The following is a 24,029-nucleotide window of genomic DNA, read 5'->3' as shown; positions in this document are numbered from 1 at the left end:
TCGGGATTAATCTTCCACTCTGATCAAGGCTGGCAATACCAACATAACTATTTTAGGCAAGCACTTAAAGAACATGGCATTATTCAGTCTATGTCTAGAAAAAGAAATTGTTATGATAACTCTGTGATGGAAACCTTTTTTGGTAGATTGAAAACAGAAATATATTATGGTTTTGAAACAGAATATTCATCATTTAATGCTTTTGCAGTAGCAATAGAAGAATACATTAACTATTACAACAACAAAAGGATCCAGAAAAAAACAAAATGGATGCCTCCTGTAAAATACAGGGAAGCATCCATGTGTTTAGGCTAGTAAATAATATGTGTCCAGGAAAATGGGTACATATCAGTATGGGGGCTTTTTTGTATATTAACTTAAATACTATGATGATATAATGTTATTTATTTTATATTTTTATTATTCTTAAAATATATAGATATAATGTATGAAATATTGAGCTGATTATAGGTGTATAGGTGGAACGTTAATGGGATTAGGCTTATTTACAATAATTTTTATTATTATGGCAATAACTACAGTATTAGGACCAGTCAAAATAAATAGTAAATTTCTATTTTATATTGCACCAGCCATACTCATTATTACTTCTTTAATTGAACTTTTACTGATAAATGATATTCAATATAGAAATGATTATAGAATTATAAATCTTTCCATAATGTTTGTAAGCTTTATGACTGTTGCATATATTAGGAGTAAACAACCTTTAAAGAAATAAAGTAGGTGATCTGGTGTTTTTTATAATCTCGGATGAGGTAAATGATGACTATCATTATGTTTTTAGTAATATATTTTGGTTCATTAGCTCTTTTATGTGCTTATAATTTCTTTAAATGTGGTAAATTCTGGAGAACTGATTATTCCGCTTTAAATAGGAAGTGGTTTTTCTTCTATAGTCTCATTATAGAGAGTATTGTCCTTGTAGTGTTGCCGCACGTTAAGTATTTATTTAATGAACCTTATATAAATTCTATATTAGGCACTATATTATTTGTCCTTGTATTAATAGTTTGTAATATGGTTACGCAATATATTGGTATTAAGCGTTTGGTTGATATTGGGGTTAGAGATCCAAAATGGTATTTAGGGCTTAACTTTCTTCTTTTAGGCTCTGTATTACTTCCCGGTGATATAAAAACTATAATTGTGAATGCTATCAATATGGTTGTATTAGTTATGCCAAATCAAACTATTAAAATTAAAAATGAAAATAAAGTTTAAGCTATTGTAAATCGTATAGATATAAAACTCAAAAGGGGCTGTTTTACAGCCCCTTTTGTAGTTCTTACTTTTATAATTTTTTAGGATCTTTAAGTAGTAATGATGCCCCAAGGCCCATTACGAGGAATGGCACCAGTGTCATCATAGCAATTGGTAGGGAGTAGGTATCTGCTAGGTTACCCACAACAGGTGCGATTACACCACCGATGGTTTGACTTACGCCGAGGGTGATACCTGATGCAAAGCCAATACTTTTAGCAAGATAGGTTTGGCCTAGGACGATAACTGGGCTGTAACTAATTGCTTTTGCAGCACCAATCATGAGTAGTAGGAGATAACCTACAGGTAGCATGATTACTGGCGAGAAATTTGGCACTTCTGTTAATAGGAACATAGCTGGTAACCAAACTAATAGGGAAAGTCTAATGATTTTGATAGGACCAAATTTATCACCTAATAGGCCACCGATGTATGTCATGAAGATACCAATACTAAAGAATACGGTTAAGGCAAAGCTGCCTTGTTCTGGACTTGTACCGAGTTCACGAGTCCAGAAGATAGGAATGAACGCATTGATAACGCGGAAGTTTACCGACTGACTAAGGATGATAATGAACAAGATACCAAAGTATTTCCAATAGTTTTTTAGTGGTTTTGCGGCTACAGCAGGATTTTCTGTAGCTACTGCTTGATCAATAGTACGCGCATGCGCTACGATGCGAGGCATGAGGGCGAATAAGCCGGTAAATATAATAATACCTGCCACTGTAAAAGCAGCTAGTCCATGTGGCCCTACTGTATAGGCGATGGCGCCTGCAAAGAGTGGACCAAAGGCAAAGCCAGAGCTGCCGCCAATGGCAAAGGTGCCCATGGCCTTACCTTTTTTGCCACCACCGAGGCGATTCATAATTTTAGCGCCTTCAGGATGGAAGATAGAGGAACCTACACCAGCTAAGGTGGCGCAAACAAGGAGGCTTTCATAAGAGGTAACAAAGCCCATCATACCTGTACTACAGGCGGATAATAAAACACCGAAGGCAATGAGCCGCGGTTGATTGATCTTGTCTGAAATATAGCCTAGTAATGGCTGTAATAATGAAGATAATGCTGTGTTAGCTAAGATGAGAAAACCTGCTTGCTCCAAGCTCAGTCCATAGGTATAAATGAACAGTGGTAAGAGGGCAGGTAACACACTTTGACAAGAGTCATTAATCATATGGCTCAATGTGATGAGATACGGGTAATATTTTTTCATAGTCGTGTCCCTTTGAGTCTATTTAATAGCAGTAATTATATCTTGTGTATATTATAACTCATAAAGTTACCAAAGTATTGATAAATATAGATTAATTATATAGGTAACAATAGAGTTATATAAATTGAGTCAATATAGATACAAAAAAAGCGCTAACCATGGTTAGCGCTTTATATAGTTTAGTTGGCAGAGGAGGAGGGATTTGAACCCCCGCGCCGGTTGCCCGACCTACCGCATTTCGAGTGCGGACCCTTCAGCCTCTTGGGTACTCCTCCGTGCTTTACGGCGCTCTTTAAAGAAGTCTTTCATGATTTGGCTACATTCATCACCAAGCACACCAGATGCCAGTTCAGGTTCATGATTTAAACCTGGGTGAGATAGCACATTGAATAGCGATTCTACGGCGCCTCCTTTGTAATCACTTGCACCATATACAACGCGATCAATACGACTGTTGATAATGGCGCCAGCGCACATCGGACACGGCTCTATCGTAACATACAGGGTACAACCAGTCAACCGCCAGCGCTTGAGGACATCACATGCTTCGCGGATTACAAGGACCTCTGCATGAGCCGTTGCATCATGATCGAGTTCACGACGATTGTGATGGCGTGAAACGATGGTATTGTCTTTTACGAGAATGGCACCGATAGGGATTTCTCCAAGGTCATAAGCCTTGCGCGCTTCTTCCATAGCGATGGACATAAAATATTCGTCGCGAGAGCGTTCATCCATATTTTCAATATCTACAGTAATGTCTTTTGTCATTGGCATACCTCTTCATGTATAATATCTTACATAAAGTCTATCACAGTGTACGCAGTTATGCGAATAGATTATATGGGGGAATTATGGATATTATATGGTATATGTTTGATATGATTGGCACCATTGCCTTTGCTGTATCCGGTGCACTTGTTGGGGTAGCTCGGAAGATGGATATATTTGGTATGGCCGTGTTGGCGTTGGCTACGGCTATCGGCGGCGGTATTGTACGGGACGTATTGCTCGGTTATTTTCCGCCGAACTCACTGCGAAATGTAGTGTACGTAACGGTTGTCTTAGCTGTAACAGTTATTGTGTTCTTGATTTACAACAGCCGTTACCGTAAGCATGCAATGGGCCCTCGTAGTCGTGCTAGTTATTTATTAGCCGATGCATTAGGGTTAGCATCATTTACTGTTACAGGCGCCTCTGCAGGTTTTAAACTCTATCCAGAGTTGCCTATATTTATTGTACTGTTAGGTACGATAACTGCAGTAGGTGGCGGTATTATCCGGGATATGCTAGCACAGCGCATACCATCTGTTTTAAAAGAGGATGTATATGCCTTGCCTAGTATTATTGGCGGCATCGTTTATTATCTTATGGTTACATCTAGTTGGGACAGTATGGCCGTATATGGTGCTTTCACAGTGGTACTCGTTATCCGTTTGTTAGCCATCAAGTACAATTGGAGTCTACCTAAGGTAGGGAAAACCAAGCCAGTTGCGAAATAATAGTCAAATGATATAATTATACTATTGAGCATATGAACATTTCATAAAAGTGTCAGAAAAAGAGAGTATTATAAAACAGTTCATTTCGCGAGTCGGGAGTACTCGCAACACAGAAGGAGATTTGATTTATGACGAATAAATGGTTGAAAGTAGCACTTATGGCAGCAGCCATCGCTACTGGTACATCTATTAAAATTGATGCGGAAACCGTGTTGTACGTACCTCAAGATGATCGCCCTGTAAGCTTACAATATACTGTAGATACAGCTCGCGAAGCAGGTATGACTATATTGACACCACCTCAAAATTTGATTTCTGGTAAGAACTACCAAGGTCAAGCGGATCAAATCATGGCTTGGGTTGAACAAAATGCAGGCCGTGCTGATGTGATGGTATTGAGTACAGATACACTTATTTATGGTGGTCTTGTAGACTCTCGTAAACATAATATTCCACTTTCCACATTGGAAAGTCGTTTAAAACGTATTGAATCCTTAAAAGCTCGTAATAAAAACGTGCGTATCTATGGATTCGGTACTGTAATGCGCTCCCCACGTGCTAGTGGTGGCGGCACTGAACCAGCTTACTATGCGGAATACGGTCCTACTATCTTCCAAATTGCAGCATTGCAAGATAAATTAGACTCTGGTTCCTTAACACAAGAGGAAACTCAAAAATTGATGAGCCTTCAAGCCTCTGTTCCTGTAGAATATTTGCAAGACTGGTTTGACCGTCGCCAAAAGAACATGAAAATCAATAAAGAGTTGATTGATGAAACTCGCAGCGGCGTATTCGATTACTTTGCACTGGGCCATGATGATACATCTCAATTGTCCCAATCTGCACTAGAAGGTCGTTACTTAAGTAAATACTCCAAGGACATTCCTGTTGAAAAATACGGTAGCTTCCCTGGTGCTGACCAACTTGGTCTATTGTTGATGGCTCGTTCTCGTACAGATGAAAGTACAGAAAAACCTACATTCTCTGTAATTTACCCACTCGGTGGTGGCGGTAAAACATTGCCAGGTTACGAAGACCAAACCATCGATAAAACAATTGCTCAACACGTTGAGGCCGTAGGTGGCACTATGGTGACACAAGGTAAACCAACTGTGTTGTTAGCAGTAAATACACCACTTACTACAAGTACTGGTGAATCTGAAAGCTTCGAGAACTTCCCGATGATTTCTAATTCTACAAATGCTTTCGTAGATCGAATTCAACAAGCTGTTGATTCTGGTGTAAACGTAAGCGTTGCTGATATTGCTTATAACAATGGTGCGGACAATACATTAGTTTCTGCTATGTACAAACGCGATATGTTATACAAAATCGGTGCGTACAATGGTTGGAATACCGCAAGTAATACGGTAGGCTACGCCATTGCGCAAGGGGTATTGCTCAAAACTATGAGCCCAGAAGGTCACCGCAAAATGTTGACTCAACAATATTTGGATAACTGGGCGTACCAAGCAAATATCCGGAAAGATATTTACCGTATGCAAGATTCCATTCGTACAGATAATGTACGTTACTCTGGCGAGTTGAATGAACGTCTTGAAAGCTACTTAGGTGAACGTATCCAAGACTTCGCTGAAAAATACCTTAAAGTCGACCCTCGTACAGTAAAGGCTACATTCCCTTGGGGCCGTCTATTCGAAACAGATATTACAATCTACGATAAACCTGTAGTACCTCTTGAAAAAGAATTGCGCTTGAAACGTGAAGCAGAAGCGAAAGCTAAAGCTGAGGCAGAAGCTAAGGCTAAGGCAGAAGCAGCAGCTAAGGCTAATGGTCAAGCTGCACCAGCACAACCTGCTCAACCAGTAAAGACAACAGCTGTTCAAATTATATCATCTGTAATTCCAGTAGTTAAACAACCGGCTACAATATCTCAAGGTCCACGCCTTGTGCCAACACCTGCAGTTGTACCTGGTCAATAGTGAATAGGGAATGGACATGAAAAAAGCATTTTTACCGGAAATTACATATATGCGTGGCCTCTGTATGCTCGGTGTTATCGGCATTCATGTAGGTTCTTACGCATTACAAAATCCTTTTGTAAATTTAGAACTCATTAGCGTCTTAGAAATTCTATCGCGCTTTGGAGTACCAGCATTTTTCTTCCTCTCTGCATTTGGATTGTTCTACCATACATCTGTAGAGGGACCATTCTCATATAAGGAATTTATGCACCGCCGTATTCAGGTGGTGCTATTTCCATATATTACGTGGTCCATATTTTATTTGCTCTACACGGGTCTAACGGCGCATAATCTAGGTAATTTGCATCCGGGACCATTGGCTGTAAATCTATTATTTGGTACGTCTATGTATCATTTATACTTTATGGTTATCCTCTTATGGTTCTACGTGATGATGCCTCTATGGCGAGCTATGGTGAAAGTCATCTTAAAACGTCCTGTATTCTGGATGGTATTACTATTTATCATCCAAGTTGGCATCGATTATGTATCATCTTACATGCTTGGCCGTTGGGTAACAGAACATCTTAGTAATAACCCTGTATTGAAATATCTCTTTGATATGAGACTTAATTATTGGGTTATCCATTATGTGTGGATATTCTTGTTGGGTGCTGTATGTGCTGAGCGCTATGAAACGGTATGTGAATACATGTGGCGCTATCGTTACTTATTAGGTGTTAGTGCGGTAGGTTCTATTTTATTGATGCTTGGATCCTACTACTATGTCATGGACGTATGGCATTATACAGTGCTTGAAGCAATTTATACAGTTCATCAAATGAGCCCAATGGGTGTTCTCTATACTGGACTGGGAACACTATTTAGTCTGTTCTTATTCCAAACCTTACCAATGAATGCGACTATGGAATCCACTTGGTCAGAAATAGGGGATAAGTCCTACGGTATTTATTTAGCACATCCATTCTGGTTGTTGATCATCTCTGGCGTGATGGCTAAATATAATCTTTTATATACCGTAGTTAATGTGCTAGCTATGTATGTGATGGCGCTAGGCCTGTCCTATTTGACTGCCGTGACATTAAACCATGTACCTAAACCATTACGTAAATTTATATTGGGACATTAATAATATACATCCGCTAGGATATAGTTTTTAGCTATGGCATCCTAGCGGATTTTTGTATATCTAAGTTATATCTTTCACAAAGTAAAGTGTGAAAATTTGAAAGTAATTGTGATATAATAAGTCCATGATGATTACTACTTGATAGAGTAACGATATAGAAAAAGAGGTGCTCCTATGCAAGAATTAACATATTTTAATGGCGAGTTTGTTGAACCAGGTGCCAAAGTTATCAGTATTGATGACCGTGGTTATTTGTTTGGTGACTCTGTATACGAAGTGGTACGTGTCGTAAAAGGCCGTTGCTTCGCATTGTCTTACCATCAAGATCGCTTGTATCGCTCTATGCGTGAAATGGATATTCCAGTAAAAATGACCCCAGATGATTTAACAGAATTGCACGAAATTTTAATCGAGCAAAGTGAAATCAAAGAGGGCTATATTTATTTGCAAATCTCTCGTGGTGTAGCGCCACGCCATCATGCATACGATCGTTCCAAACTAGAACCACAAATGCTTATGTCTATCCGTAATTTGGATATGGATGCAGTTAATAAATTGGGTGAAGGTGTAAAAGCGATTGCATTACCTGATGAGCGTTGGGACCATGTAGATGTTAAGACTACTAACTTGATTCCAAATATTTTGGCTCAAACTAAAGCGGAGAAGAAATTTGCTTATACTGCCATGTTGTTCCGTGATGGCGTTTGTACAGAAGGTGCAACATCTAATGTATTTGTTGTCAAAGATGGTATCTTGTATACGCACCCAGCAGATAATCATATCTTAAAAGGTATTACGCGCCAAATGATTTTGACTCGCGTAGCACCATCTCTAGGTATTACTCTCATCGAAAAAGAATTTGACCGCGCCTTTGTAGATGATGCGGACGAATTATTCTTTACCGATACAATTGGTGGTGTCATCCCAATTACTAAGCTAGACAGAAATCCAGTATCCGGTGGTAAACCAGGTGCTATTACACTTCGTCTACGCGAAGCACTAGAAAAATTGATGGAAGAAGGTTTGCCTTAATAGGTAATCTACTTTCATTACATGGTAAACTTTTACCTTAAGAAAGGACATTATTTTGATTCAATTACAACACATTAGTAAAGTCTATGAAGGCGCTACTCGTGTGGAAGCATTAAAAGATATTAGCCTTGATGTTAAAGAAGGTGAAATCTTTGGCATTATCGGTCAATCAGGGGCCGGTAAATCCACATTGATTCGATGCATCAACATGCTCGAAGCTCCTACATCTGGCTCTGTTATCGTCAATGGTACAGATTTAACAACACTTAGCAAATCCGATTTACGTAAAGCACGCAAAGATATTGGTATGATTTTCCAACATTTTAACCTTTTGTCCTCTCGTACAGTGTATGACAATGTGGCATTTCCGTTGGAATTACAAGGCTTGAGCAAATCCGAAATCAAGGAACGTATTACGCCAATCCTTGATATCGTAGGCCTTACTGAGCGTATGAATAACTATCCAACTCAATTGTCTGGTGGTCAAAAACAACGTGTTGGTATTGCTCGTGCCTTAGCGTCTAATCCAAAGGTTCTTCTTTGTGATGAAGCTACATCTGCTCTGGATCCGCAAACAACAGAATCCATTTTGAAATTGTTGAAAGATATCAACGAAAAAATGGGCCTTACTATTGTTCTCATCACTCATGAAATGCACGTAATCCGTGAAATCTGTGATCGCGTAGCGGTTATTGAAGGCGGCGTAATCCTCGAGGAAGGTAGCACTGTTGAAGTATTTACACATCCTCGTGAAAATACTACAAAAGAATTCATCAGCTCTGTAGTAAGTGATAACTTACCGCCAGAAGCGTTAGAACATTTGGAATTACATGATCAATGGATTGCAGGTACAGCTCCATTAGTACGCCTTAAATTCACAGGCCAATCTACGGATGAACCTGTAGTGGCAGGTCTCGTACGACGCTTTAACCTCGATGTAAGTATCCTCTTTGGTGGCATCGACTATATCCAAAATACATGCGTTGGTCGCCTTATCGTTATCTTGAATGGTGACCCAGAAAATGCGCAAGAGGGCTTAGACTACATCAAAACATTACCAATTGAAAGCGAGGTGATCGGTTATGTCAGAGCAAATCATTAATCTTCTCATAACTGGTACCCTTGATACATTGCAAATGACCATCATCTCTACGGTCATGGCTATGTTACTTGGTATCCCTCTCGGTGTTATTTTGGTAGTAACCTCTAAGGGTCATATCTTAGAAAATGTAGCGCTTAATAAGGTGCTAGGTGCTATCGTCAATGCAACGCGTTCCGTACCATTTATCATTTTGATGGTAGCTATCATTCCATTCACTCGTATGGTGGCAGGCACATCTATTGGTACCACTGCAGCTTGTGTGCCTTTAACAATTGCAGCAATTCCGTTCTTAGCGCGCCTTGTAGAAACATCTATTAAAGATATTAACTTTGGTGTTATTGAGGCGGCTCAATCTATGGGTGCAAGCCCACTCCAAATCATATGGAAGGTTTTACTACCTGAAGCATTGCCTACCATTATCGACAATGTAACGGTTCTTATCGTTAACCTTATCGGTTACTCTGCAATGGCTGGTGCTATCGGCGGCGGTGGCCTTGGTGATATTGCTATCCGATATGGTTACCAACGTTTCCAAGCTGATATCATGATTGCTACCATCATCATCTTGATCATTTTGGTACAATTAGTACAAATGATTGGTGATGCTTGGTCTAAAGCGATGAATAAGAAGTAGGAGGATCCTATGAGTATCAATGAAAAATTGAGAAGTCAGCAAAACGATGAGTTATTCACCGCTATTTTAACGCTTGAAAATACAGAGGAATGCTATGCATTCTTTGAAGATATCTGTACGATTAATGAATTGAAAGCTCTATCTCAACGCTTACAAGTAGCTAAAATGTTACGCGCAGGTGATAGCTATGAAAAAATCGTAGAAGAAACAGGCGCAAGCACGGCTACCATTAGTCGTGTGAAACGATGCTTAGTCTATGGTGCTGATGGCTATACATTAGCCCTTGATCGTCTAGGTGCAAAATAACATAAACACGCATGACAACGGTGGCCTTTTGGCGACCGTTGATGTGCTATCTGTAGGAGGTTTATATGGAGTGGCTTATTGAGGTAACGGGGTTACCCTTTGATATCCTAATTCTCGTTTTGCTCGCTGTAGCAGGTGCCTTTGCAGGCTTTGTAGACTCCATTGTGGGCGGTGGGGGCCTAATTTCTGTTCCTGCTATGCTATTAACGAATCTTCCACCCAGTATGGCATTAGGTAGTAATAAATTATCTAGTATCTTTGGTGCTGGTAGTGCGTCAATTACATTCTTAAGAAATCATATGGTTGATTTTCCCTTGGTTCGCAAATTACTACCCTTTACATTTATAGGTTCCATGCTTGGTACCTTGGCCGTCGTATCATTGCCACCTTTATATGTAAAACCTATCATTATTATCCTTCTTGTTGGTGTCACACTATTTGTGGTATTTAAAAAGGACTGGGGCGAGGTAAATCGTACATCCCAAGTGGCGGGCAAAGCCTTATATATCTGCATAGCCTTTGCTCTTGGTATCGGTATCTACGATGGTTTTATTGGCCCTGGTACAGGTACATTTTTGATTATGGGCTTTATTTTTACTGGCTTTGATTTTCTGCATGCTTCAGCGAATGCAAAAATATTGAATTTTACCAGTAATTTAGCATCTTTAATCGTATTTTTCTATTTAGGTCACGTCAATATTAAGTACGGTTTAGCTACAGGGGTAGGCCAAATTATAGGTGCTTACTTAGGATCTCATTTAGCTATTGCTAAGGGTTCGTCGTTGGTACGTGTTGTATTCTTGTCGGTAACGACAGTTATGTTGTTGAAATTAGTCTATGACTATGTTTCCACATTATAGGAGGGCAAGGTATGCCTCATAAAAGTGATGTACAAGTGGCATTGATTAGTGGTGGCACATCGGGCATCGGATTTGCTACGGCAAAATTGCTTCTTAAAGAAGGTTGGTGTGTTGTCATCAATGGTCGTGATGAAAAATCAGGACAAAAGGCTAAGATGAAATTGCGCCGCTATTCTTCAAGGGTGCAGTACATCCAAGGTGATGTATCTAAAATTGAAGATTGTCAGCGTATTGTAAAAGAAACAGTCAAACTATTTGGTGGTGTATCTGCTCTCGTAACAGCAGCAGGCTACTATGAAGAAGAATTGCTATCTGATGTAACAGAGGCTGCCTTTGATGAAATGTTTGGCACCAATGTGAAGGGGACAGTCTTCTTGTGCCAAGCTGCATTACCCTATTTGCGCGCTACAAAGGGCAGTATCGTAACGGTAGCTAGTGATGCAGGCTTACAAGGTAATGTGGCTTGCTCTGTATACGGCGCTTCAAAAGGTGCGGTAGTGAGTTTTACGAAATCACTATCCCTTGAAATGGCACCACATAATGTGCGCGTTAACTGTGTTTGTCCTGGTGATGTGGATACCTCTTTAGTAGATAAACAAATTGCAAATGCTCAGCAAGATGCAGAGGCTGCTAAGGCTGAAATGGGCCAACATTATCCCTTGGGACGCATTGGTCAACCTCATGAAATTGGGGAGGTTATTGTATTTTTATTGAGCAATAAAGCTTCCTTTGTAACGGGGGCAGCATGGACTATCGATGGTGGTCTCACTAGTTGGTAATATAGAAAATTTTAGATAATATTTCGCTTTTTAAATCTTAAGAGAATTGTAAAAATTCATTCCCCTTATATCAATAGAATGGTATAATAATACTAATAATATGACCTATAGTTGGTTCACAACAAAGGAGAATACTTATGGCAGAATATAATGGCGTAACACTTGAGCCACTTATGGATGGTTCTCAAGATCGTGACTATCAAGTTGAACAATTTATTTTCTGGGGTGCAGGTCGTGCAGCGGCATTGGCATTATCCCCTAAATTCAGCAGTGTTGCTTTGTGCGCCAATGCAACGTATATGGTAACTCGCATTGCACATCTTTACGAAGTAGAATTACAATCTGGTGCCGTAGTGGGGCTAGTTGGTGGTCTTAGCACAGCTGTAGGTACAGCGGCTATTTCTCTTCTTGTTCCTCTAAAAGCAGTTCGCGTTCCTGTAGCAGTTGGTTTAACATATGCTATCGGTAAAATTGCTCACATTTGGATCCAAGATGGTATGCCTTCTGATATCGAACGTTATAAACCAATGGTTGCTGAATTCCTTGAAAGCGGTAAAGCTATAGCAGGTGACATCATCCGTGATGCAAGCGCTAGCATTCCTTTCACACAAGGTCAACGCGACGTTTGGGCTGGTATTGCTAATGAAACAGGTCTTGCTAAAGAAACTTTGAAACAAGTTTACGAAGAAAAAGTAACACCTGCTATCGATAAATGGAATACAGAAACAAAATATCAACTTCATGACAATGCAGCAGAAGTTGTGGCGAAAGTATCTGATGCGGCAAAAGAGAAAATTGATGTTGCTAAAGAAAATATTGATGTAGCTAAAGAATTAGCTAAAGGTGGCGTAGAAGTAGCTAAAGCTTCTGCACAAGCTGCAGTAGAAACTGCAAAAACTAAAGCTAATGATGCTGTTGAAACAGCAAAAGATGTTGCTACAAACACTGTTAATACAGCAAAAGATAAAATTGGTGGTTTGCGCAAATAGGCGCTAAAGGATTATGAAGATGAATCCATTAAAAATTATTACATATGGTAAGTATTTTAACGAATCTAAATTCGCCGCTTTTTTAGGACGATATGGTAAGAAGCTTGCCTTTGTACAACGAGCAGTGACCTTGTTCCTTTGTATGCGTGACAAGGACACTCCAAAATATGTAAAAGCAGTCATTGCTGGTGCCTTAGGGTATCTCGTATTACCTATTGATATTGTACCGGATACAATTCCTGTATTAGGTTGGATAGATGATGTAGCCGTGCTTGGTCTTGCCTTCAAGGTTGCCAATCGTTACATTAAAACTCGTCATCAAGAAGAGGCAAAAAAATACTTCCCATTTGGTGGCAGTAACTAGCTTTTAACCATTAAGGCAGTTTGATCCGTTGCGATTGAACTGCCTTTATTTATTTGACACGCTAAAGTAATAGATATACAATGAAGGTTGTATTCTATGAAAAAAGAAGGATAAATATATGCATATTGCTTCAGTAAATGTACGATTTTACGAAACCGATATGATGGGTATTGCGCACCATAGTAATCATTTTAGATGGTTTGAAATGGCGCGCATTGAATTCCTTCGTCAAATCGGTGTAACCCTGTGGGATATGATGAATGAGGATATTGTATTTCCTATCATGAATGTATCCTGCAATTATAAAGAACCAGCAAATTTTGATGATGAACTTCACATCGAAACATATTTGGTTAAAATGACACGTGCACAAATGATATTCCGTTATCGTATGCGCCGTGCCAGTGATGGTGCGCTCCTAGCTACGGGAGAGACTAAGAATGCATTTATGTCAAAATCAACAGGTAAAATTGTGCGATTAGACGATACTTTTTATCAGCCTATGTTAGCAGCTGTTGAGGAGATGCCTAATGAGTAATGTACAACAATTGCCTATCGGCGTGTTTGACTCCGGTGTAGGCGGGCTATCTGTTTTAAAGGTCTTACAAGAACAATTCCCTAACGAAGACTTCATCTATATTGGTGATAATGCGAATAACCCGGTGGGGAATCGTAGTGATGATGAAATTACTTATTTAGCTTGTCATATTGCAGAGGCTCTTGAAAAACAGCCTGTAAAATTGATGGTTATTGCTTGTAATACGTTTACTGTTGTAGCCCTTGATGCGGTACGTGAACGCGTGTCTGTACCAGTTATTGGAGTATCACAAGGCGTAAAAACAGCGATTAGTCACAGTAAAAGCAAGACAATCGGCATTATGGCGACAGTAGCGACTGTGAATAGTCATATTCATAAACATGTAGCACTTGAAGTTGATCATGAAGTGCTCGTTTGGGAACAACCTTGTCCTGAATTGGCCGGTCTCATTGAGCAAGGTCATTTAGATGACTTCTTTGTGCGTGATGTATGTACTGAGTATTTAGAGCCTTTATTGTCTCGAGAAATTGAGGTTGTAGTGTTGGGCTGTACTCATTTTCCATTTGTACAACCTTTGCTAGAGGAGCTAACGTCAGGGCGCATTCAATTTATCGACCCTGCTTTTGAAACGAGTGAGTTAGTTCGTCGTAGATTAGAGAGTAAGGATTTGTTTAATCCTCAAAAATCTGCAGGCACTGTGACATTGTATTTTACAAAGGATGTAGAGCTTGGTGATACATTGAGCGCTTCCTTCCTTGATACAAATCGTCGCAGCATTGAACATATTACATTGTAAAGGAGATGCCCTATGTGGTTTTATAACATCCTAAGTGTAGTAATAGGTATTATTGTAGCTATTGCCGCTTTGTATTTATTATTCCGTTTGTTCGTATTGAAACAAGGTAATGAAAAGGTTATCTTGTTGCCAAAACGTGCGACAAACTTCCAAGTATCTGATCGTAATTTTGAATCCATTACCTTGTTCTGTGATATTCCATTCGTGAACAAAGGTCGTCAACTTGGTACAATTATGGATTTATTCCCACGTCCATTGTTACCAGAGGAACATTTTGATGCTGTGAAAGTAGATGCATGGGCTATGGACATTAATCGCCCTCGTCACGATGGTTATTTTGAAGCAGTTATCATCAAACCTCGCAAAGGCGGTACTATCCGTGTATTCGTTTCATTGACAGGTAAAAATGGCAATATTCGTGAAGATATTAAGGGCTTCCCTTATATGGACATCGATATTTACTACCAAATCGTAGGCCGTACAGATTATCATATCGATAAACAACGTATTCGTTTGACTGCTGAAGAAGTTCAAGCAGCATTGGTTCAATAAGGAGGCATAACAATGGCAGAATTAGAGTTAGTATGTGTGCCAACACGTATTCTTACAGATAATGATGACATCGTGGATGCTATCGTTGAATTTGGCGGTCATAAGATTGGACCTGAAGATATCGTATGTGTAGCTGAATCTGTAGTAGCTATTACACAAGGTCGTTTTACACGTCCTGAAGAACTAAATGTTTGCTGGCAAGCTCGTTTAATCAATCGCTTTATCCATCCAGATGGCTCTATGGCATCCATTTATGGCATGCAATCCGCTATGAATCTAGATGGTAAATGGAAAGTATTGGGCGCCTTCATTTTAGGTGCTATTGCTAAGATTTTCCGCAAACCAGGTGTATTCTATGCAATTGCTCGTGCAGCATCTTTAACAGATGATGTAACTGGTACAATGCCTCCATTTGACAAGCACATTGTATTTGGTCCAAAGGATCCAGATAAAGTAGCTGAGAAAATCGTATCTCGCACAGGCTGTTATGGTGCTGTTGTAGCTGACGTTAATGACTTGAAACGTTCCGCTGTGTTAGGTACAAGCCGTGGCATTGACGGTAATAAAATTGCACAATTGTTGATTGACAATCCATTTGGTAATGATAGCCAAATGACTCCGATTGTTATCATTAAAAATTACGCATCTGTATCTGGTAAATAACAGAAGGCTGTACTCATCACATAGAGATGGGTACAGCTTTTTTTATACTAATTAGGAGGTCGTATGTTACTAGGTTTAGACGTAGGTGGTACTTTTACAGATGCGGTCATCATCGATGGCCATCGTGTAGTAGCATCTGCTAAAAGACGGACTACCAAAGATAATTTAATGCAAGGCATAGGCGAGGCCCTTGATGCAATTCTCCAACATTGTGATACTACAAATATTGATCAAGTTACGCTGTCTACTACTGTGGTAACAAATACCATCGTGGAAGAGAAAGAGCAAGTAGTAGACTTGTTTGTAGTAACGGGACCTGGCCGAAATGTGGACGATATATTCCCTGTAAATCCTATCTATCTTCAAGGCTATACTGATCATAGAGGTATTGTGGTGGAACGTACACCTACAAATGCAGTTCGACATATAGCCGAAATGGTACAATCTCGCAGTGGCACAGATTTGGCTGCTGTATCTGCTAAATTTGGGGTACGGAATCCTCAAGAAGAATTATCTATAACAGAAGAATTGAAAGATAGATATAATACTATTTCTAATGGCAGCTTATTAAGCGGCTCTTTGAATTTTCCACGTCGCACTATTAGCGCATATTTTAATAGCGCTGTAACACCGGTATTTACAGTATTTAAGAAGAATGTAGAAGATGCGTTAAGCGTGCGAAACATTAAGGCTCCACTTCATATATTAAAGGCCGATGGAGGTTCTTTACCTATGGAACATATGGTGAGTAGACCAGTAGAGACCGCTTTTACAGGTCCTGCGGCAACTGTACTAGGCTTATCTGCTCTTGGAGCTATTGGGAATGAACATACAGTTGCTTTAGATATTGGCGGTACCACTACAGATATTTCTTTGTGGAAACAAGGCAGACCGTTGATGACTAAAAGTGGTGTATCTATTCGTGAGTATCCAAGTGCGGTACGCTCCTTTGCCGTTACCTCTGTTGGTATTGGCGGTGAATCTGTCGTTCGCGTTGTAGATGGTGAAATTACTGTCGGACCTGAACGGGTGGGGCCATCGGTAGCATTAGGTGGGACAGAACCTACACTAGGGGATGCTCTCATCGTACTAGGGTATGCGAGCTATGGTAAGGTTGAATTAGCTGAACAAGCTATGGAGGTATTGGCTAAGAGACTAAATGCTAGTACAAAGGGAGATACAACTGAGACTCAACAACAATTAGCAGGGAATGTAACTGCTTCTGACGTTGCGAAATCAATCGTAAATAAGGCGTTGCAAACAATTCAGCATGGCATAGATGAGGTGGTAAGGGCAGAAAACAAACGACCTATCTATGTAGTAGCGGATATTGTGAACCCCGATGTATTTGTGCCTGCTCAAATCGTGGTAGTAGGTGGAACGGCGCCAAGCCTTGGGCCTAGCATAGGTAAATATATGGATTTACCGATTACCATACCAGAAAATGCGGCGGTGGCGAATGCTATCGGAGCAGCCCTAGCATTATCGACCATTGAACTCACTGTTCATGTCGATACAAAACGACGCTTACTCGTTATTCCTGAACTAGGGATTAAACAACAAACCTGTACGTTGAAGCGAGTAGAACAAGTGGTGGAACGAGCTAAAGAAGCTCTCAGTGAAGAAGCATTGCGTTTAGGTCTTGGTAAGGACCAAGATATAGAGGTCATTAGTATGGAAGATTTCCCTGTTGTTGAGGGCTGGCAATCGATGGAACGATTAATCACTGTAAAAGTACAATTAGCAGCGGGGGTGAAACAGTATGTGGAATAAAGGCTTATCCTATCGTGAGCGTCATGGACTTATTGATACCCATAAAAATGTACGTAATAAGTTGAATACTGACAAAAATACATCAAATCATAGTTTAGGGCTTGTATTTTTCCCTGCTTTCGATTGGAAGATTTCTGAAACCCATCCAGAACGACAAGAGCGCTTGCTGTATACGCGTGATCAAATCGTTGAGGAAGGCTTATTAGATATACCTAATATTGTGGAATATAATCCTATCGTGGCCGATTGGGATACCATAGAGCGCGTTCATGTGGGCGCTCCTGACTTAGAGTCCTGGGTAACGGAAGCACACCGCGTGTCTGCAGGTGGTGCTATTGTCGCTGCTGATACGGTTATGCGCGGTGAAGTAGATCGCGCTTTTGCCTTAGTAAGACCGCCAGGGCATCATGCGATGGCCATGGTTCATGGTATTCGTGGTTTCTGTACCATTAACATTGAAGCTGTCATGATTCAACATATGCGTCAAACCTATGGTATTAAACGGGTTGCTGTGGTAGATACAGATGTACATCATGGTGATGGCTCTCAAGATGTGTTCTACCATGATCCGGATACACTATACATTAGTTTCCACCAAGATGGACGGACCTTATATCCTGGTACAGGCTTTATGGATGAATTCGGTGGTCCACAGGCTATCGGTGGAAATATAGATATCCCATTGCCACCTGGGACTGGTGACGAAGGCTTGATGAAGGTTATGCGTGAGTTAGTATTGCCAATCCTAGAAGAATTCAATCCAGACATTGTTATTAATTCTGCCGGGCAAGATAATCACTTTAGCGATCCATTGGCTAATATGCAGGTAACCGCAAAGGGCTATGCTGAGCTTGTGGATTTATTGCAAGCAGATATAGCTGTTTTAGAAGGTGGTTACTCCGTACAAGAAGCATTGCCATATGTAAATACTGGTATCATTTTATCCATGGCAGGCCTTGATTACAGCAAGGTCGTCGAACCTGCCTTTGACCCTGTTAAATATAAGCAAAGTCAAAATGTAACCGCTTATATTGATGACCTTATCGCTAAGTGGAAGGTACAATGGGCTAACCGTCATAAGATGGCCGAAGAGGAACGCACTGGTGTAGGCGATATATGGTCGAACCGCTACAATGTGTACTACGATGAAACAGGTGTACAAGAGGAACGCCTTGAAAAGGTGCGCATGTACGAAAATAAAGTTGGATGGCATAGCGTACTTTCACATGGTCAATATGGACCCTATGGGCCACAAAGTGTTTATGCCATGTTCATTCCTTGGCAAGCTGATGAGGGAACTCGTCAAGATGCCATTACAGAGGCCAAACGGGCTAAAGTAGAAGGCGGTGCAAGCCGTTATGTTGTGGTAGATCCACTTGGCGATGGACAATACAAGGTATAGTGGTAGATTCTCAAAGTTGTGACTCCTGGTAATGAACCATACTGTGTTAGAATTGGTAACTATAATCTGATTCGTAGTGATAAAAAATAGTTAAATTGTGATATAATAAGAAAAGATAACGCCCCTTTGTGTAAGGGGCGTTCTAATGTTTAGATTTAGAATGGTGAGGTTCCTATGCGCAGCGATAATAGAACAGCAGGTCAATTGCGACCTATTAAAATAACACGGAATTTTACAGAGTATGCAGAAGGTTCTGTGCTCATTGAGTGCGGCAAGACTAAGGTTATCTGTACAGCTACTGTGGAGGATTCTGTGCCGCGCTGGCTAAAAGGTTCTGGCCAAGGCTGGGTAACTGCAGAATACTCCTTGTTGCCACGTTCTACGCAAACTCGTGTGAGCCGTGAGGCTGCTAAGGGAAAACAAACAGGTCGTACCGTTGAAATTCAACGTCTTATCGGCCGTGCATTGCGCGCTGTCGTAGACCTTGAAGCACTCGGTGAACGTTCTATTACGATCGACTGCGACGTTATTCAAGCTGATGGTGGTACGCGTACAGCCTCTATTACAGGCGCCTTTGTGGCCCTTGTTGATGCGGTGGACTTCACCTTTGGTGGAGCAGGCAAATTCCCGATTACTGATTTCTGTGCTGCTATTTCTGTAGGCATTGGTCCTGACGGTCCTATTACAGATCTTTGCTATGAAGAGGACAGTGCTGCTATCGTAGATATGAATGTGGTGCGCACCGGTTCTGGCAATATGGTTGAGGTACAAGGTACAGGCGAACACGGTACCTTTAACCGTGATGAACTCAATGCGTTACTTGATTTAGCTGAGGCTGCTACGGATGAACTTATGGCTAAACAACGTGAAGTACTTGGTGCGACAGCAGATAAAGTAGGTAAGGTATATCCTACAGCTCCGGAGGTGTAAGATGGAACAAATCGTATTAGCAACAGGGAATAAAGGGAAGATTCGTGAGTTTTCCGAAGCTTTCTCTCATTTATCTATTGACTGTGTGCCGGTAAAAGAGGTCATTTCCATCGAGGAACCAGAGGAAACTGGTACAACCTTTATGGAAAATGCTCTTTTAAAAGCTCGCTATTATGCAAAGGCTACAAATCGTCCATGCCTTGCCGATGATTCTGGCATCACCGTAGATGCTCTTAATGGGGCACCAGGCGTATATTCTGCGCGTTATGCAGGTCATCATGGGGATGATCAAGCTAATAATGAAAAATTAATTCGCGAACTGCAAGGTAAAAGCGACCGCACAGGTCATTATGTATGTGCCTTAGCTCTCGTACATCCTGATGGCCGTGAAGTGACGGCTGAAGGCTATTGTGATGGACTTGTTCAAGATGAGCCAAAAGGGGACAATGGTTTTGGCTATGATCCATACTTTTATGTACCTGAATTTGAAAAGACAATGGCAGAACTTAGCATTGAAGAAAAGGAAACCATCAGCCATCGTGGCCGTGCATTACGCGAATTAATTAACAAGCTTTGATATTTTCGAACTATATGGTATAGTTCATATAAATATGTAATATAATAGTATTAGAGATCTTATAAAATGAAACGAATTGGTATTTTAAGCGATACCCATGGGTATCTAGAGGATATTGACCTCGTCTTAGAGGCTACAGTAGATCAAGACATCGATATGTGGCTTCACGCCGGTGATTTTGGTGATGATGCTCGTTACATGCAGGAGCATACGGATATTCCTGTATATGCCGTGCGTGGCAATAATGACCGAGTACAACCTCTTGAGCCGCGAGAACAGTTGATTCCGCTGGAGGATACCTATATTTACATGACTCATGGTCATGAGGTATCATATTATAATCGTATACAAAAACTGATTGAGTTAGGAACTGATATGGGTGCGCGCCTTATCGTATCTGGCCATAGTCATCATCATGGTGAGGTTCGTGTCCGTGATGCGGTATTCGTGAATCCTGGCAGTATTTCGTTGGCTCGCGACCGCTCTGGTGGTACCTTTGCCATCGTTACCTACGATAATGGTCAGTTTGATGTAGAGTTTGTGTATAAACAAGATATTGTTTAGTTATATGGTGAAAGCTTCAAGCCGTAACGTCTTGAAAAGCTTTCAAAAAATAGTAAGTCTATGCATGGAAAGGGTTATGACATATCATGGATACACCAGTTAAAGCAAAGCCTAAAATGAAATTATATGGTTTTAATAATCTCACAAAGACGTTGAGTTTTAATATTTATGATATTTGTTATACTCGTACAGAAGAAGAGAAAAAACAATACATTCAGTACATTGATGAAGTATACAATGCAGATCGTTTAACAGCTATCTTAACAGAGGTTAGCCATATTATTGGTGCCAACATCCTTAACGTAGCGAAACAAGACTATGATCCACAAGGCGCGTCTGTAACGATTTTGATTTCTGAAGAGGAAATTGAAAAAGAAGATGTTGTAATGCATCTTGATAAATCTCACCTTACTGTACATACCTATCCTGAAAGCCATCCGCACAAAGGGATTAGTACATTCCGTGCAGACATTGAAGTGTCCACATGTGGTCAAATCTCTCCACTTAAAGCACTTAACTATTTAATTCAAAGCTTTGATTCTGATATCCTTACATTGGATTATCATGTACGTGGCTTTACGCGTGATGTATCTGGTAAGAAAATCTATATCGATCATCGCATCAACTCTATCCAAAATTACATCAATGCAAAAACTCGCAACATGTACAACATGATTGATGTAAACGTATACCAAGAAAATATCTTCCATACAAAAATGATGTTAAAAGAGTTTGATTTAGATAATTACCTATTTGGCATTACTGAAGCTGAATTGAGCGAACGAGAAATCAAACAAATCAAACATCAATTGAAGCAAGAAATGATGGAAATTTTCTATGGCCGTAACTTGCCATCCGTAAAAGCATAAATAAAAATGTATATTTTGTATGCTCTTTGTCCTATCAGATAATGTGTATATAATACCAAAGTAGATAAGCCCTATATGGCTTATCTACTTTTTGTTTAGTTATCATTTTTATTACTAGTATAAGTTAATAGAATTTAATTCTAAAATGTTCGGAGAACTATATCGAAAAAACTTGAATTGTTATATTTCATTTTGTATAATACAATTAGTTAAAGGTATTAAATACCGACTCAAAAGAGTCCGAGTTTATCCACAAAGGAGAATTATTATGGACGTACGTGAATTAGCTGTACAAAAAAAACGTGAATTAAAAGGTTTCCTTACTGTAGGAACTAAATATGAATTAAAAGACGCTCATGATTTATCTGTAGCTTATACACCAGGTGTAGCAGAACCATGCTTGCGTATTAAAGATAATGAAGCAGAATCCTTCGAATTAACTTGCCGTTCCAACATGGTTGCCGTTGTATCCGACGGTACTCGTGTACTTGGTCTTGGTGATATCGGCGCTGCAGCAGCATTGCCTGTAATGGAAGGTAAATCCTTATTGTTCAAAAAATTCGGCGATGTAGACTGCATTCCATTGGTTGTAGATACAAAAGATGCTGATACTTTGATCAACACTGTAAAATTATTGCAAAAGAACTTTGCTGGTATTAACTTGGAAGATATTTCTTCTCCTAAATGCTATGAAATCGAAAACCGTTTGAAAGAAGAATTGGAAATTCCTGTATTCCATGATGACCAACACGGTACAGCTATCGCTTGTTTAGCTGGTGTAAAAGGTGCTCTTCGCCTAGTTAAAAAAGACTTAGCAACAGCTAAAATCGTTGTAAACGGTGCTGGTGCTGCTGGTGCAAACATCGCTCGTTTGTTATACCTTGCAGGCGCTCGCGATATTACATTGTTAGTATCCTCTGGCGTATTGCACAAAGACTACAAACGTCTTGATTCCTTGCAATCTGAATTGATCGACTTGCTTAAACTTGAAGAAAAACATGGCAACTTGGCTGAAAACGCTAAAGGCGCTGACATTCTTCTTGGCGTATCTGCAGCAGGCGTATTCACAAAAGAAATTTTGGAAAACTTGGCTGACGATGCAATCGTATTCGCAATGGCTAACCCTAACCCAGAAGCAACATATGCTGATATGAAAGCAGCTGGTATTCGCATCGCTGGTACTGGTCGTTCTGATGCTCCTAACCAAATCAACAACGTAGCAGTATTCCCTGGCGTATTCCGCGGTGCTATCGACGTACGTGCGGCTCAAATCACTGATGAAATGAAATTAGCTGCAGCTGATGCATTGGCTAACTTGATTCCTGATAGCGAATTGAACGAAGAAAATGTAATGCCATCCGTATTCGATCCTCGCGTAGCTCCAGCGGTTGCTAAAGCCGTTGCTGAAGTTGCTGTAAAACAAGGTATCGCTAAAAAACCTGGCGTAATAGAAGACGGTAGCTACGAAGGTTAATCTATTTGCTGTAAAAGCATTGGCATAACCATAAAATAACTATAGAACAATATGACATGCACCTCGAAAGAGGTGCATGTTTTGTATATAGATGAATAAAATTTAAAAAATTAATGAAGTTGTAAAAAAGTACTTGTCACTAATTTGTATCAATGATATAATAATTTTCGTTGCTGAGCGATACTCAATAGAGTAAAAACTCAGCAAGAGTAGTGGTTGACATCAACTACCAGGTTTGCTATAATTAGCAAGTAATTAATGACGGGGCATAGCGCAGTTTGGTAGCGCACCTGGCTTGGGACCAGGGGGTCGCAGGTTCGAATCCTGCTGCTCCGACCATTTTTTTTTGCGGGTGTAGCTCAATGGTAGAGCCCCAGCCTTCCAAGCTGGTCGCGAGGGTTCGATTCCCTTCACCCGCTCCATTTTTTTTTGCCTTTTTTAGGGTAAACTACAATAGAGCACAGTTGACGATACATAGTACATAATTTATACTATAATAGATAATTACATATATAGGTAATCCACATGGTTCAGTAGCTCAGTTGGATAGAGCAACGGCCTTCTAAGCCGTGGGTCGGGGGTTCGAATCCCTCCTGGATCACCAAAGAAATTAAGCGGATAGTTCGTAATGAACTATCCGCTTTTTGCTGTTTTAAATTATAAATCAGTAGTTAGGGTTATAGGACAAAACGTGTTGGTTTTATAGGCGATGGAGCCAGTAAATTACTGGCTCCATCGCTATTTTAAG

27 protein-coding genes and 4 tRNA genes are annotated in these 24,029 nt (G+C 40.2%); 28 read left to right on the top strand and 3 right to left on the bottom strand.

Annotated elements, in window-relative coordinates:
- The 3 genes from LKD20_RS08760 to LKD20_RS08750 form a co-directional block, all read left to right on the top strand.
- Window positions 1-315 (top strand): IS3 family transposase (locus LKD20_RS08760; RefSeq protein ID WP_227721517.1); only part of this gene is annotated, 315 nt, incomplete at its 5' end.
- A 175-nt stretch (window positions 316-490) separates the two neighbouring features.
- Window positions 491-742: a hypothetical protein gene (locus LKD20_RS08755; RefSeq protein WP_227721516.1), complete on the top strand. Its 252-nt coding sequence runs from the start codon at window positions 491-493 to the stop codon at window positions 740-742.
- A 41-nt stretch (window positions 743-783) separates the two neighbouring features.
- A complete protein-coding gene (locus LKD20_RS08750) occupies window positions 784-1,245 on the top strand; it encodes a hypothetical protein (RefSeq protein ID WP_227721515.1) in 462 nt (153 codons plus the stop codon).
- Between the two features lie 70 nt (window positions 1,246-1,315).
- On the opposite strand, the gene LKD20_RS08745 is transcribed toward LKD20_RS08750, so the two are convergent.
- The 3 genes from LKD20_RS08745 to tadA form a co-directional block, all read right to left on the bottom strand.
- Window positions 1,316-2,500, bottom strand: a complete 1,185-nt coding sequence (locus LKD20_RS08745) for an MFS transporter (protein ID WP_227721514.1) — start codon at window positions 2,498-2,500, stop codon at window positions 1,316-1,318.
- Window positions 2,501-2,684: 184 nt separating this feature from the next.
- Window positions 2,685-2,775 (bottom strand) — tRNA-Ser (locus LKD20_RS08740).
- On the bottom strand, window positions 2,729-3,271 hold the full coding sequence (gene tadA / locus LKD20_RS08735) for a tRNA adenosine(34) deaminase TadA (protein ID WP_227721518.1): 543 nt from the start codon (window positions 3,269-3,271) through the stop codon (window positions 2,729-2,731). The genes LKD20_RS08740 and tadA overlap by 47 nt, the downstream gene beginning before the upstream one ends.
- An 83-nt stretch (window positions 3,272-3,354) precedes the next feature.
- On the opposite strand from tadA, the gene LKD20_RS08730 reads away from it, so the two are divergent.
- From LKD20_RS08730 to LKD20_RS08610, 25 genes are all read left to right on the top strand, one after another.
- Entirely contained in the window at window positions 3,355-4,002 is a 648-nt protein-coding gene (locus tag LKD20_RS08730) for a trimeric intracellular cation channel family protein (RefSeq protein ID WP_227721513.1), read from the top strand.
- 128 nt (window positions 4,003-4,130) lie between these two features.
- Window positions 4,131-5,945, top strand: coding sequence for a DUF4127 family protein (locus tag LKD20_RS08725; RefSeq protein WP_227721512.1), 1,815 nt, complete (start codon window positions 4,131-4,133; stop codon window positions 5,943-5,945).
- A gap of 10 nt (window positions 5,946-5,955) precedes the next feature.
- The gene (locus LKD20_RS08720) at window positions 5,956-7,077 is read left to right on the top strand and encodes an acyltransferase (protein ID WP_227721511.1); all 1,122 of its coding nucleotides are present in this window, start codon (window positions 5,956-5,958) and stop codon (window positions 7,075-7,077) included.
- Window positions 7,078-7,251: 174 nt separating this feature from the next.
- A complete protein-coding gene (locus tag LKD20_RS08715; protein WP_227721510.1) occupies window positions 7,252-8,109 on the top strand; it encodes an aminotransferase class IV in 858 nt (285 codons plus the stop codon).
- A 55-nt stretch (window positions 8,110-8,164) separates the two neighbouring features.
- Window positions 8,165-9,211 carry a methionine ABC transporter ATP-binding protein gene (locus tag LKD20_RS08710; protein ID WP_227721509.1) on the top strand — a complete coding sequence of 349 codons (1,047 nt, stop codon included), beginning with the start codon at window positions 8,165-8,167 and terminating at the stop codon, window positions 9,209-9,211.
- A complete protein-coding gene (locus LKD20_RS08705; RefSeq protein ID WP_227721508.1) occupies window positions 9,192-9,845 on the top strand; it encodes a methionine ABC transporter permease in 654 nt (217 codons plus the stop codon). The genes LKD20_RS08710 and LKD20_RS08705 overlap by 20 nt, the downstream gene beginning before the upstream one ends.
- Window positions 9,846-9,854: 9 nt before the next feature.
- On the top strand, window positions 9,855-10,151 hold the full coding sequence (locus LKD20_RS08700) for a YerC/YecD family TrpR-related protein (protein WP_004693609.1): 297 nt from the start codon (window positions 9,855-9,857) through the stop codon (window positions 10,149-10,151).
- A gap of 65 nt (window positions 10,152-10,216) precedes the next feature.
- Window positions 10,217-11,011 carry a TSUP family transporter gene (locus LKD20_RS08695; RefSeq protein WP_227721507.1) on the top strand — a complete coding sequence of 265 codons (795 nt, stop codon included), beginning with the start codon at window positions 10,217-10,219 and terminating at the stop codon, window positions 11,009-11,011.
- A gap of 11 nt (window positions 11,012-11,022) precedes the next feature.
- Window positions 11,023-11,790 carry an SDR family NAD(P)-dependent oxidoreductase gene (locus LKD20_RS08690; protein WP_227721506.1) on the top strand — a complete coding sequence of 256 codons (768 nt, stop codon included), beginning with the start codon at window positions 11,023-11,025 and terminating at the stop codon, window positions 11,788-11,790.
- Between the two features lie 137 nt (window positions 11,791-11,927).
- Window positions 11,928-12,779 (top strand): hypothetical protein, encoded by an 852-nt coding sequence (locus LKD20_RS08685; protein ID WP_227721505.1) that lies wholly within the window; start codon window positions 11,928-11,930, stop codon window positions 12,777-12,779.
- Between the two features lie 19 nt (window positions 12,780-12,798).
- Window positions 12,799-13,143 (top strand): YkvA family protein, encoded by a 345-nt coding sequence (locus LKD20_RS08680; protein WP_060924113.1) that lies wholly within the window; start codon window positions 12,799-12,801, stop codon window positions 13,141-13,143.
- A 118-nt stretch (window positions 13,144-13,261) separates the two neighbouring features.
- Window positions 13,262-13,681, top strand: a complete 420-nt coding sequence (locus tag LKD20_RS08675; RefSeq protein ID WP_005387975.1) for an acyl-CoA thioesterase — start codon at window positions 13,262-13,264, stop codon at window positions 13,679-13,681.
- Window positions 13,674-14,477 (top strand): glutamate racemase, encoded by an 804-nt coding sequence (gene murI / locus LKD20_RS08670; RefSeq protein ID WP_227721504.1) that lies wholly within the window; start codon window positions 13,674-13,676, stop codon window positions 14,475-14,477. The genes LKD20_RS08675 and murI overlap by 8 nt, the downstream gene beginning before the upstream one ends.
- Before the next feature lie 12 nt (window positions 14,478-14,489).
- Window positions 14,490-15,029, top strand: coding sequence for a hypothetical protein (locus LKD20_RS08665; RefSeq protein WP_227721503.1), 540 nt, complete (start codon window positions 14,490-14,492; stop codon window positions 15,027-15,029).
- A 12-nt stretch (window positions 15,030-15,041) separates the two neighbouring features.
- On the top strand, window positions 15,042-15,692 hold the full coding sequence (locus tag LKD20_RS08660) for a coenzyme F420-0:L-glutamate ligase (protein WP_227721502.1): 651 nt from the start codon (window positions 15,042-15,044) through the stop codon (window positions 15,690-15,692).
- 63 nt (window positions 15,693-15,755) lie between these two features.
- Window positions 15,756-17,465 (top strand): hydantoinase/oxoprolinase family protein, encoded by a 1,710-nt coding sequence (locus LKD20_RS08655; RefSeq protein WP_227721501.1) that lies wholly within the window; start codon window positions 15,756-15,758, stop codon window positions 17,463-17,465.
- Entirely contained in the window at window positions 17,455-18,867 is a 1,413-nt protein-coding gene (locus tag LKD20_RS08650) for a histone deacetylase family protein (RefSeq protein WP_227721500.1), read from the top strand. The genes LKD20_RS08655 and LKD20_RS08650 overlap by 11 nt, the downstream gene beginning before the upstream one ends.
- Window positions 18,868-19,041: 174 nt before the next feature.
- Complete coding sequence (gene rph / locus LKD20_RS08645) at window positions 19,042-19,797, top strand: ribonuclease PH (RefSeq protein ID WP_227721499.1); 756 nt, start codon at window positions 19,042-19,044, stop codon at window positions 19,795-19,797.
- A gap of 1 nt (window position 19,798) precedes the next feature.
- Window positions 19,799-20,374: an XTP/dITP diphosphatase gene (locus tag LKD20_RS08640; protein ID WP_227721498.1), complete on the top strand. Its 576-nt coding sequence runs from the start codon at window positions 19,799-19,801 to the stop codon at window positions 20,372-20,374.
- 66 nt (window positions 20,375-20,440) lie between these two features.
- Complete coding sequence (locus LKD20_RS08635) at window positions 20,441-20,938, top strand: metallophosphoesterase family protein (RefSeq protein ID WP_227721497.1); 498 nt, start codon at window positions 20,441-20,443, stop codon at window positions 20,936-20,938.
- A gap of 86 nt (window positions 20,939-21,024) precedes the next feature.
- Window positions 21,025-21,807: an adenosylmethionine decarboxylase gene (gene speD, locus LKD20_RS08630; RefSeq protein WP_105090243.1), complete on the top strand. Its 783-nt coding sequence runs from the start codon at window positions 21,025-21,027 to the stop codon at window positions 21,805-21,807.
- Window positions 21,808-22,075: 268 nt separating this feature from the next.
- The gene (locus LKD20_RS08625; RefSeq protein ID WP_227721496.1) at window positions 22,076-23,281 is read left to right on the top strand and encodes an NAD(P)-dependent malic enzyme; all 1,206 of its coding nucleotides are present in this window, start codon (window positions 22,076-22,078) and stop codon (window positions 23,279-23,281) included.
- Between the two features lie 262 nt (window positions 23,282-23,543).
- Window positions 23,544-23,620, top strand: a tRNA-Pro gene (locus LKD20_RS08620).
- Between the two features lie 9 nt (window positions 23,621-23,629).
- Window positions 23,630-23,703: transfer RNA gene (locus LKD20_RS08615), tRNA-Gly, on the top strand.
- A gap of 105 nt (window positions 23,704-23,808) precedes the next feature.
- Window positions 23,809-23,885, top strand: a tRNA-Arg gene (locus LKD20_RS08610).
- Window positions 23,886-24,029 lie beyond the last annotated feature (144 nt).

It is taken from the genome of Veillonella fallax (genome assembly GCF_020687175.1).
Lineage (GTDB): Bacteria > Bacillota > Negativicutes > Veillonellales > Veillonellaceae > Veillonella > Veillonella fallax.
The sequence above is the reverse complement of the archived record's forward strand: the minus strand, read 5'-3'. Positions and strand labels throughout refer to the sequence as shown.

Coding starts and splice junctions, on each gene's coding strand:
- LKD20_RS08755 (WP_227721516.1), top strand. CDS start 491: ATGGGATTAGGCTTATTTACAATAATTTTTATTATTATGGCAATAACT.
- LKD20_RS08750 (WP_227721515.1), top strand. CDS start 784: ATGATGACTATCATTATGTTTTTAGTAATATATTTTGGTTCATTAGCT.
- LKD20_RS08745 (WP_227721514.1), bottom strand. CDS start 2,500: ATGAAAAAATATTACCCGTATCTCATCACATTGAGCCATATGATTAAT.
- tadA (WP_227721518.1), bottom strand. CDS start 3,271: ATGACAAAAGACATTACTGTAGATATTGAAAATATGGATGAACGCTCT.
- LKD20_RS08730 (WP_227721513.1), top strand. CDS start 3,355: ATGGATATTATATGGTATATGTTTGATATGATTGGCACCATTGCCTTT.
- LKD20_RS08725 (WP_227721512.1), top strand. CDS start 4,131: ATGACGAATAAATGGTTGAAAGTAGCACTTATGGCAGCAGCCATCGCT.
- LKD20_RS08720 (WP_227721511.1), top strand. CDS start 5,956: ATGGACATGAAAAAAGCATTTTTACCGGAAATTACATATATGCGTGGC.
- LKD20_RS08715 (WP_227721510.1), top strand. CDS start 7,252: ATGCAAGAATTAACATATTTTAATGGCGAGTTTGTTGAACCAGGTGCC.
- LKD20_RS08705 (WP_227721508.1), top strand. CDS start 9,192: ATGTCAGAGCAAATCATTAATCTTCTCATAACTGGTACCCTTGATACA.
- LKD20_RS08700 (WP_004693609.1), top strand. CDS start 9,855: ATGAGTATCAATGAAAAATTGAGAAGTCAGCAAAACGATGAGTTATTC.
- LKD20_RS08695 (WP_227721507.1), top strand. CDS start 10,217: ATGGAGTGGCTTATTGAGGTAACGGGGTTACCCTTTGATATCCTAATT.
- LKD20_RS08690 (WP_227721506.1), top strand. CDS start 11,023: ATGCCTCATAAAAGTGATGTACAAGTGGCATTGATTAGTGGTGGCACA.
- LKD20_RS08685 (WP_227721505.1), top strand. CDS start 11,928: ATGGCAGAATATAATGGCGTAACACTTGAGCCACTTATGGATGGTTCT.
- LKD20_RS08680 (WP_060924113.1), top strand. CDS start 12,799: ATGAATCCATTAAAAATTATTACATATGGTAAGTATTTTAACGAATCT.
- LKD20_RS08675 (WP_005387975.1), top strand. CDS start 13,262: ATGCATATTGCTTCAGTAAATGTACGATTTTACGAAACCGATATGATG.
- murI (WP_227721504.1), top strand. CDS start 13,674: ATGAGTAATGTACAACAATTGCCTATCGGCGTGTTTGACTCCGGTGTA.
- LKD20_RS08665 (WP_227721503.1), top strand. CDS start 14,490: ATGTGGTTTTATAACATCCTAAGTGTAGTAATAGGTATTATTGTAGCT.
- LKD20_RS08660 (WP_227721502.1), top strand. CDS start 15,042: ATGGCAGAATTAGAGTTAGTATGTGTGCCAACACGTATTCTTACAGAT.
- LKD20_RS08655 (WP_227721501.1), top strand. CDS start 15,756: ATGTTACTAGGTTTAGACGTAGGTGGTACTTTTACAGATGCGGTCATC.
- LKD20_RS08650 (WP_227721500.1), top strand. CDS start 17,455: ATGTGGAATAAAGGCTTATCCTATCGTGAGCGTCATGGACTTATTGAT.
- rph (WP_227721499.1), top strand. CDS start 19,042: ATGCGCAGCGATAATAGAACAGCAGGTCAATTGCGACCTATTAAAATA.
- LKD20_RS08640 (WP_227721498.1), top strand. CDS start 19,799: ATGGAACAAATCGTATTAGCAACAGGGAATAAAGGGAAGATTCGTGAG.
- LKD20_RS08635 (WP_227721497.1), top strand. CDS start 20,441: ATGAAACGAATTGGTATTTTAAGCGATACCCATGGGTATCTAGAGGAT.
- speD (WP_105090243.1), top strand. CDS start 21,025: ATGGATACACCAGTTAAAGCAAAGCCTAAAATGAAATTATATGGTTTT.
- LKD20_RS08625 (WP_227721496.1), top strand. CDS start 22,076: ATGGACGTACGTGAATTAGCTGTACAAAAAAAACGTGAATTAAAAGGT.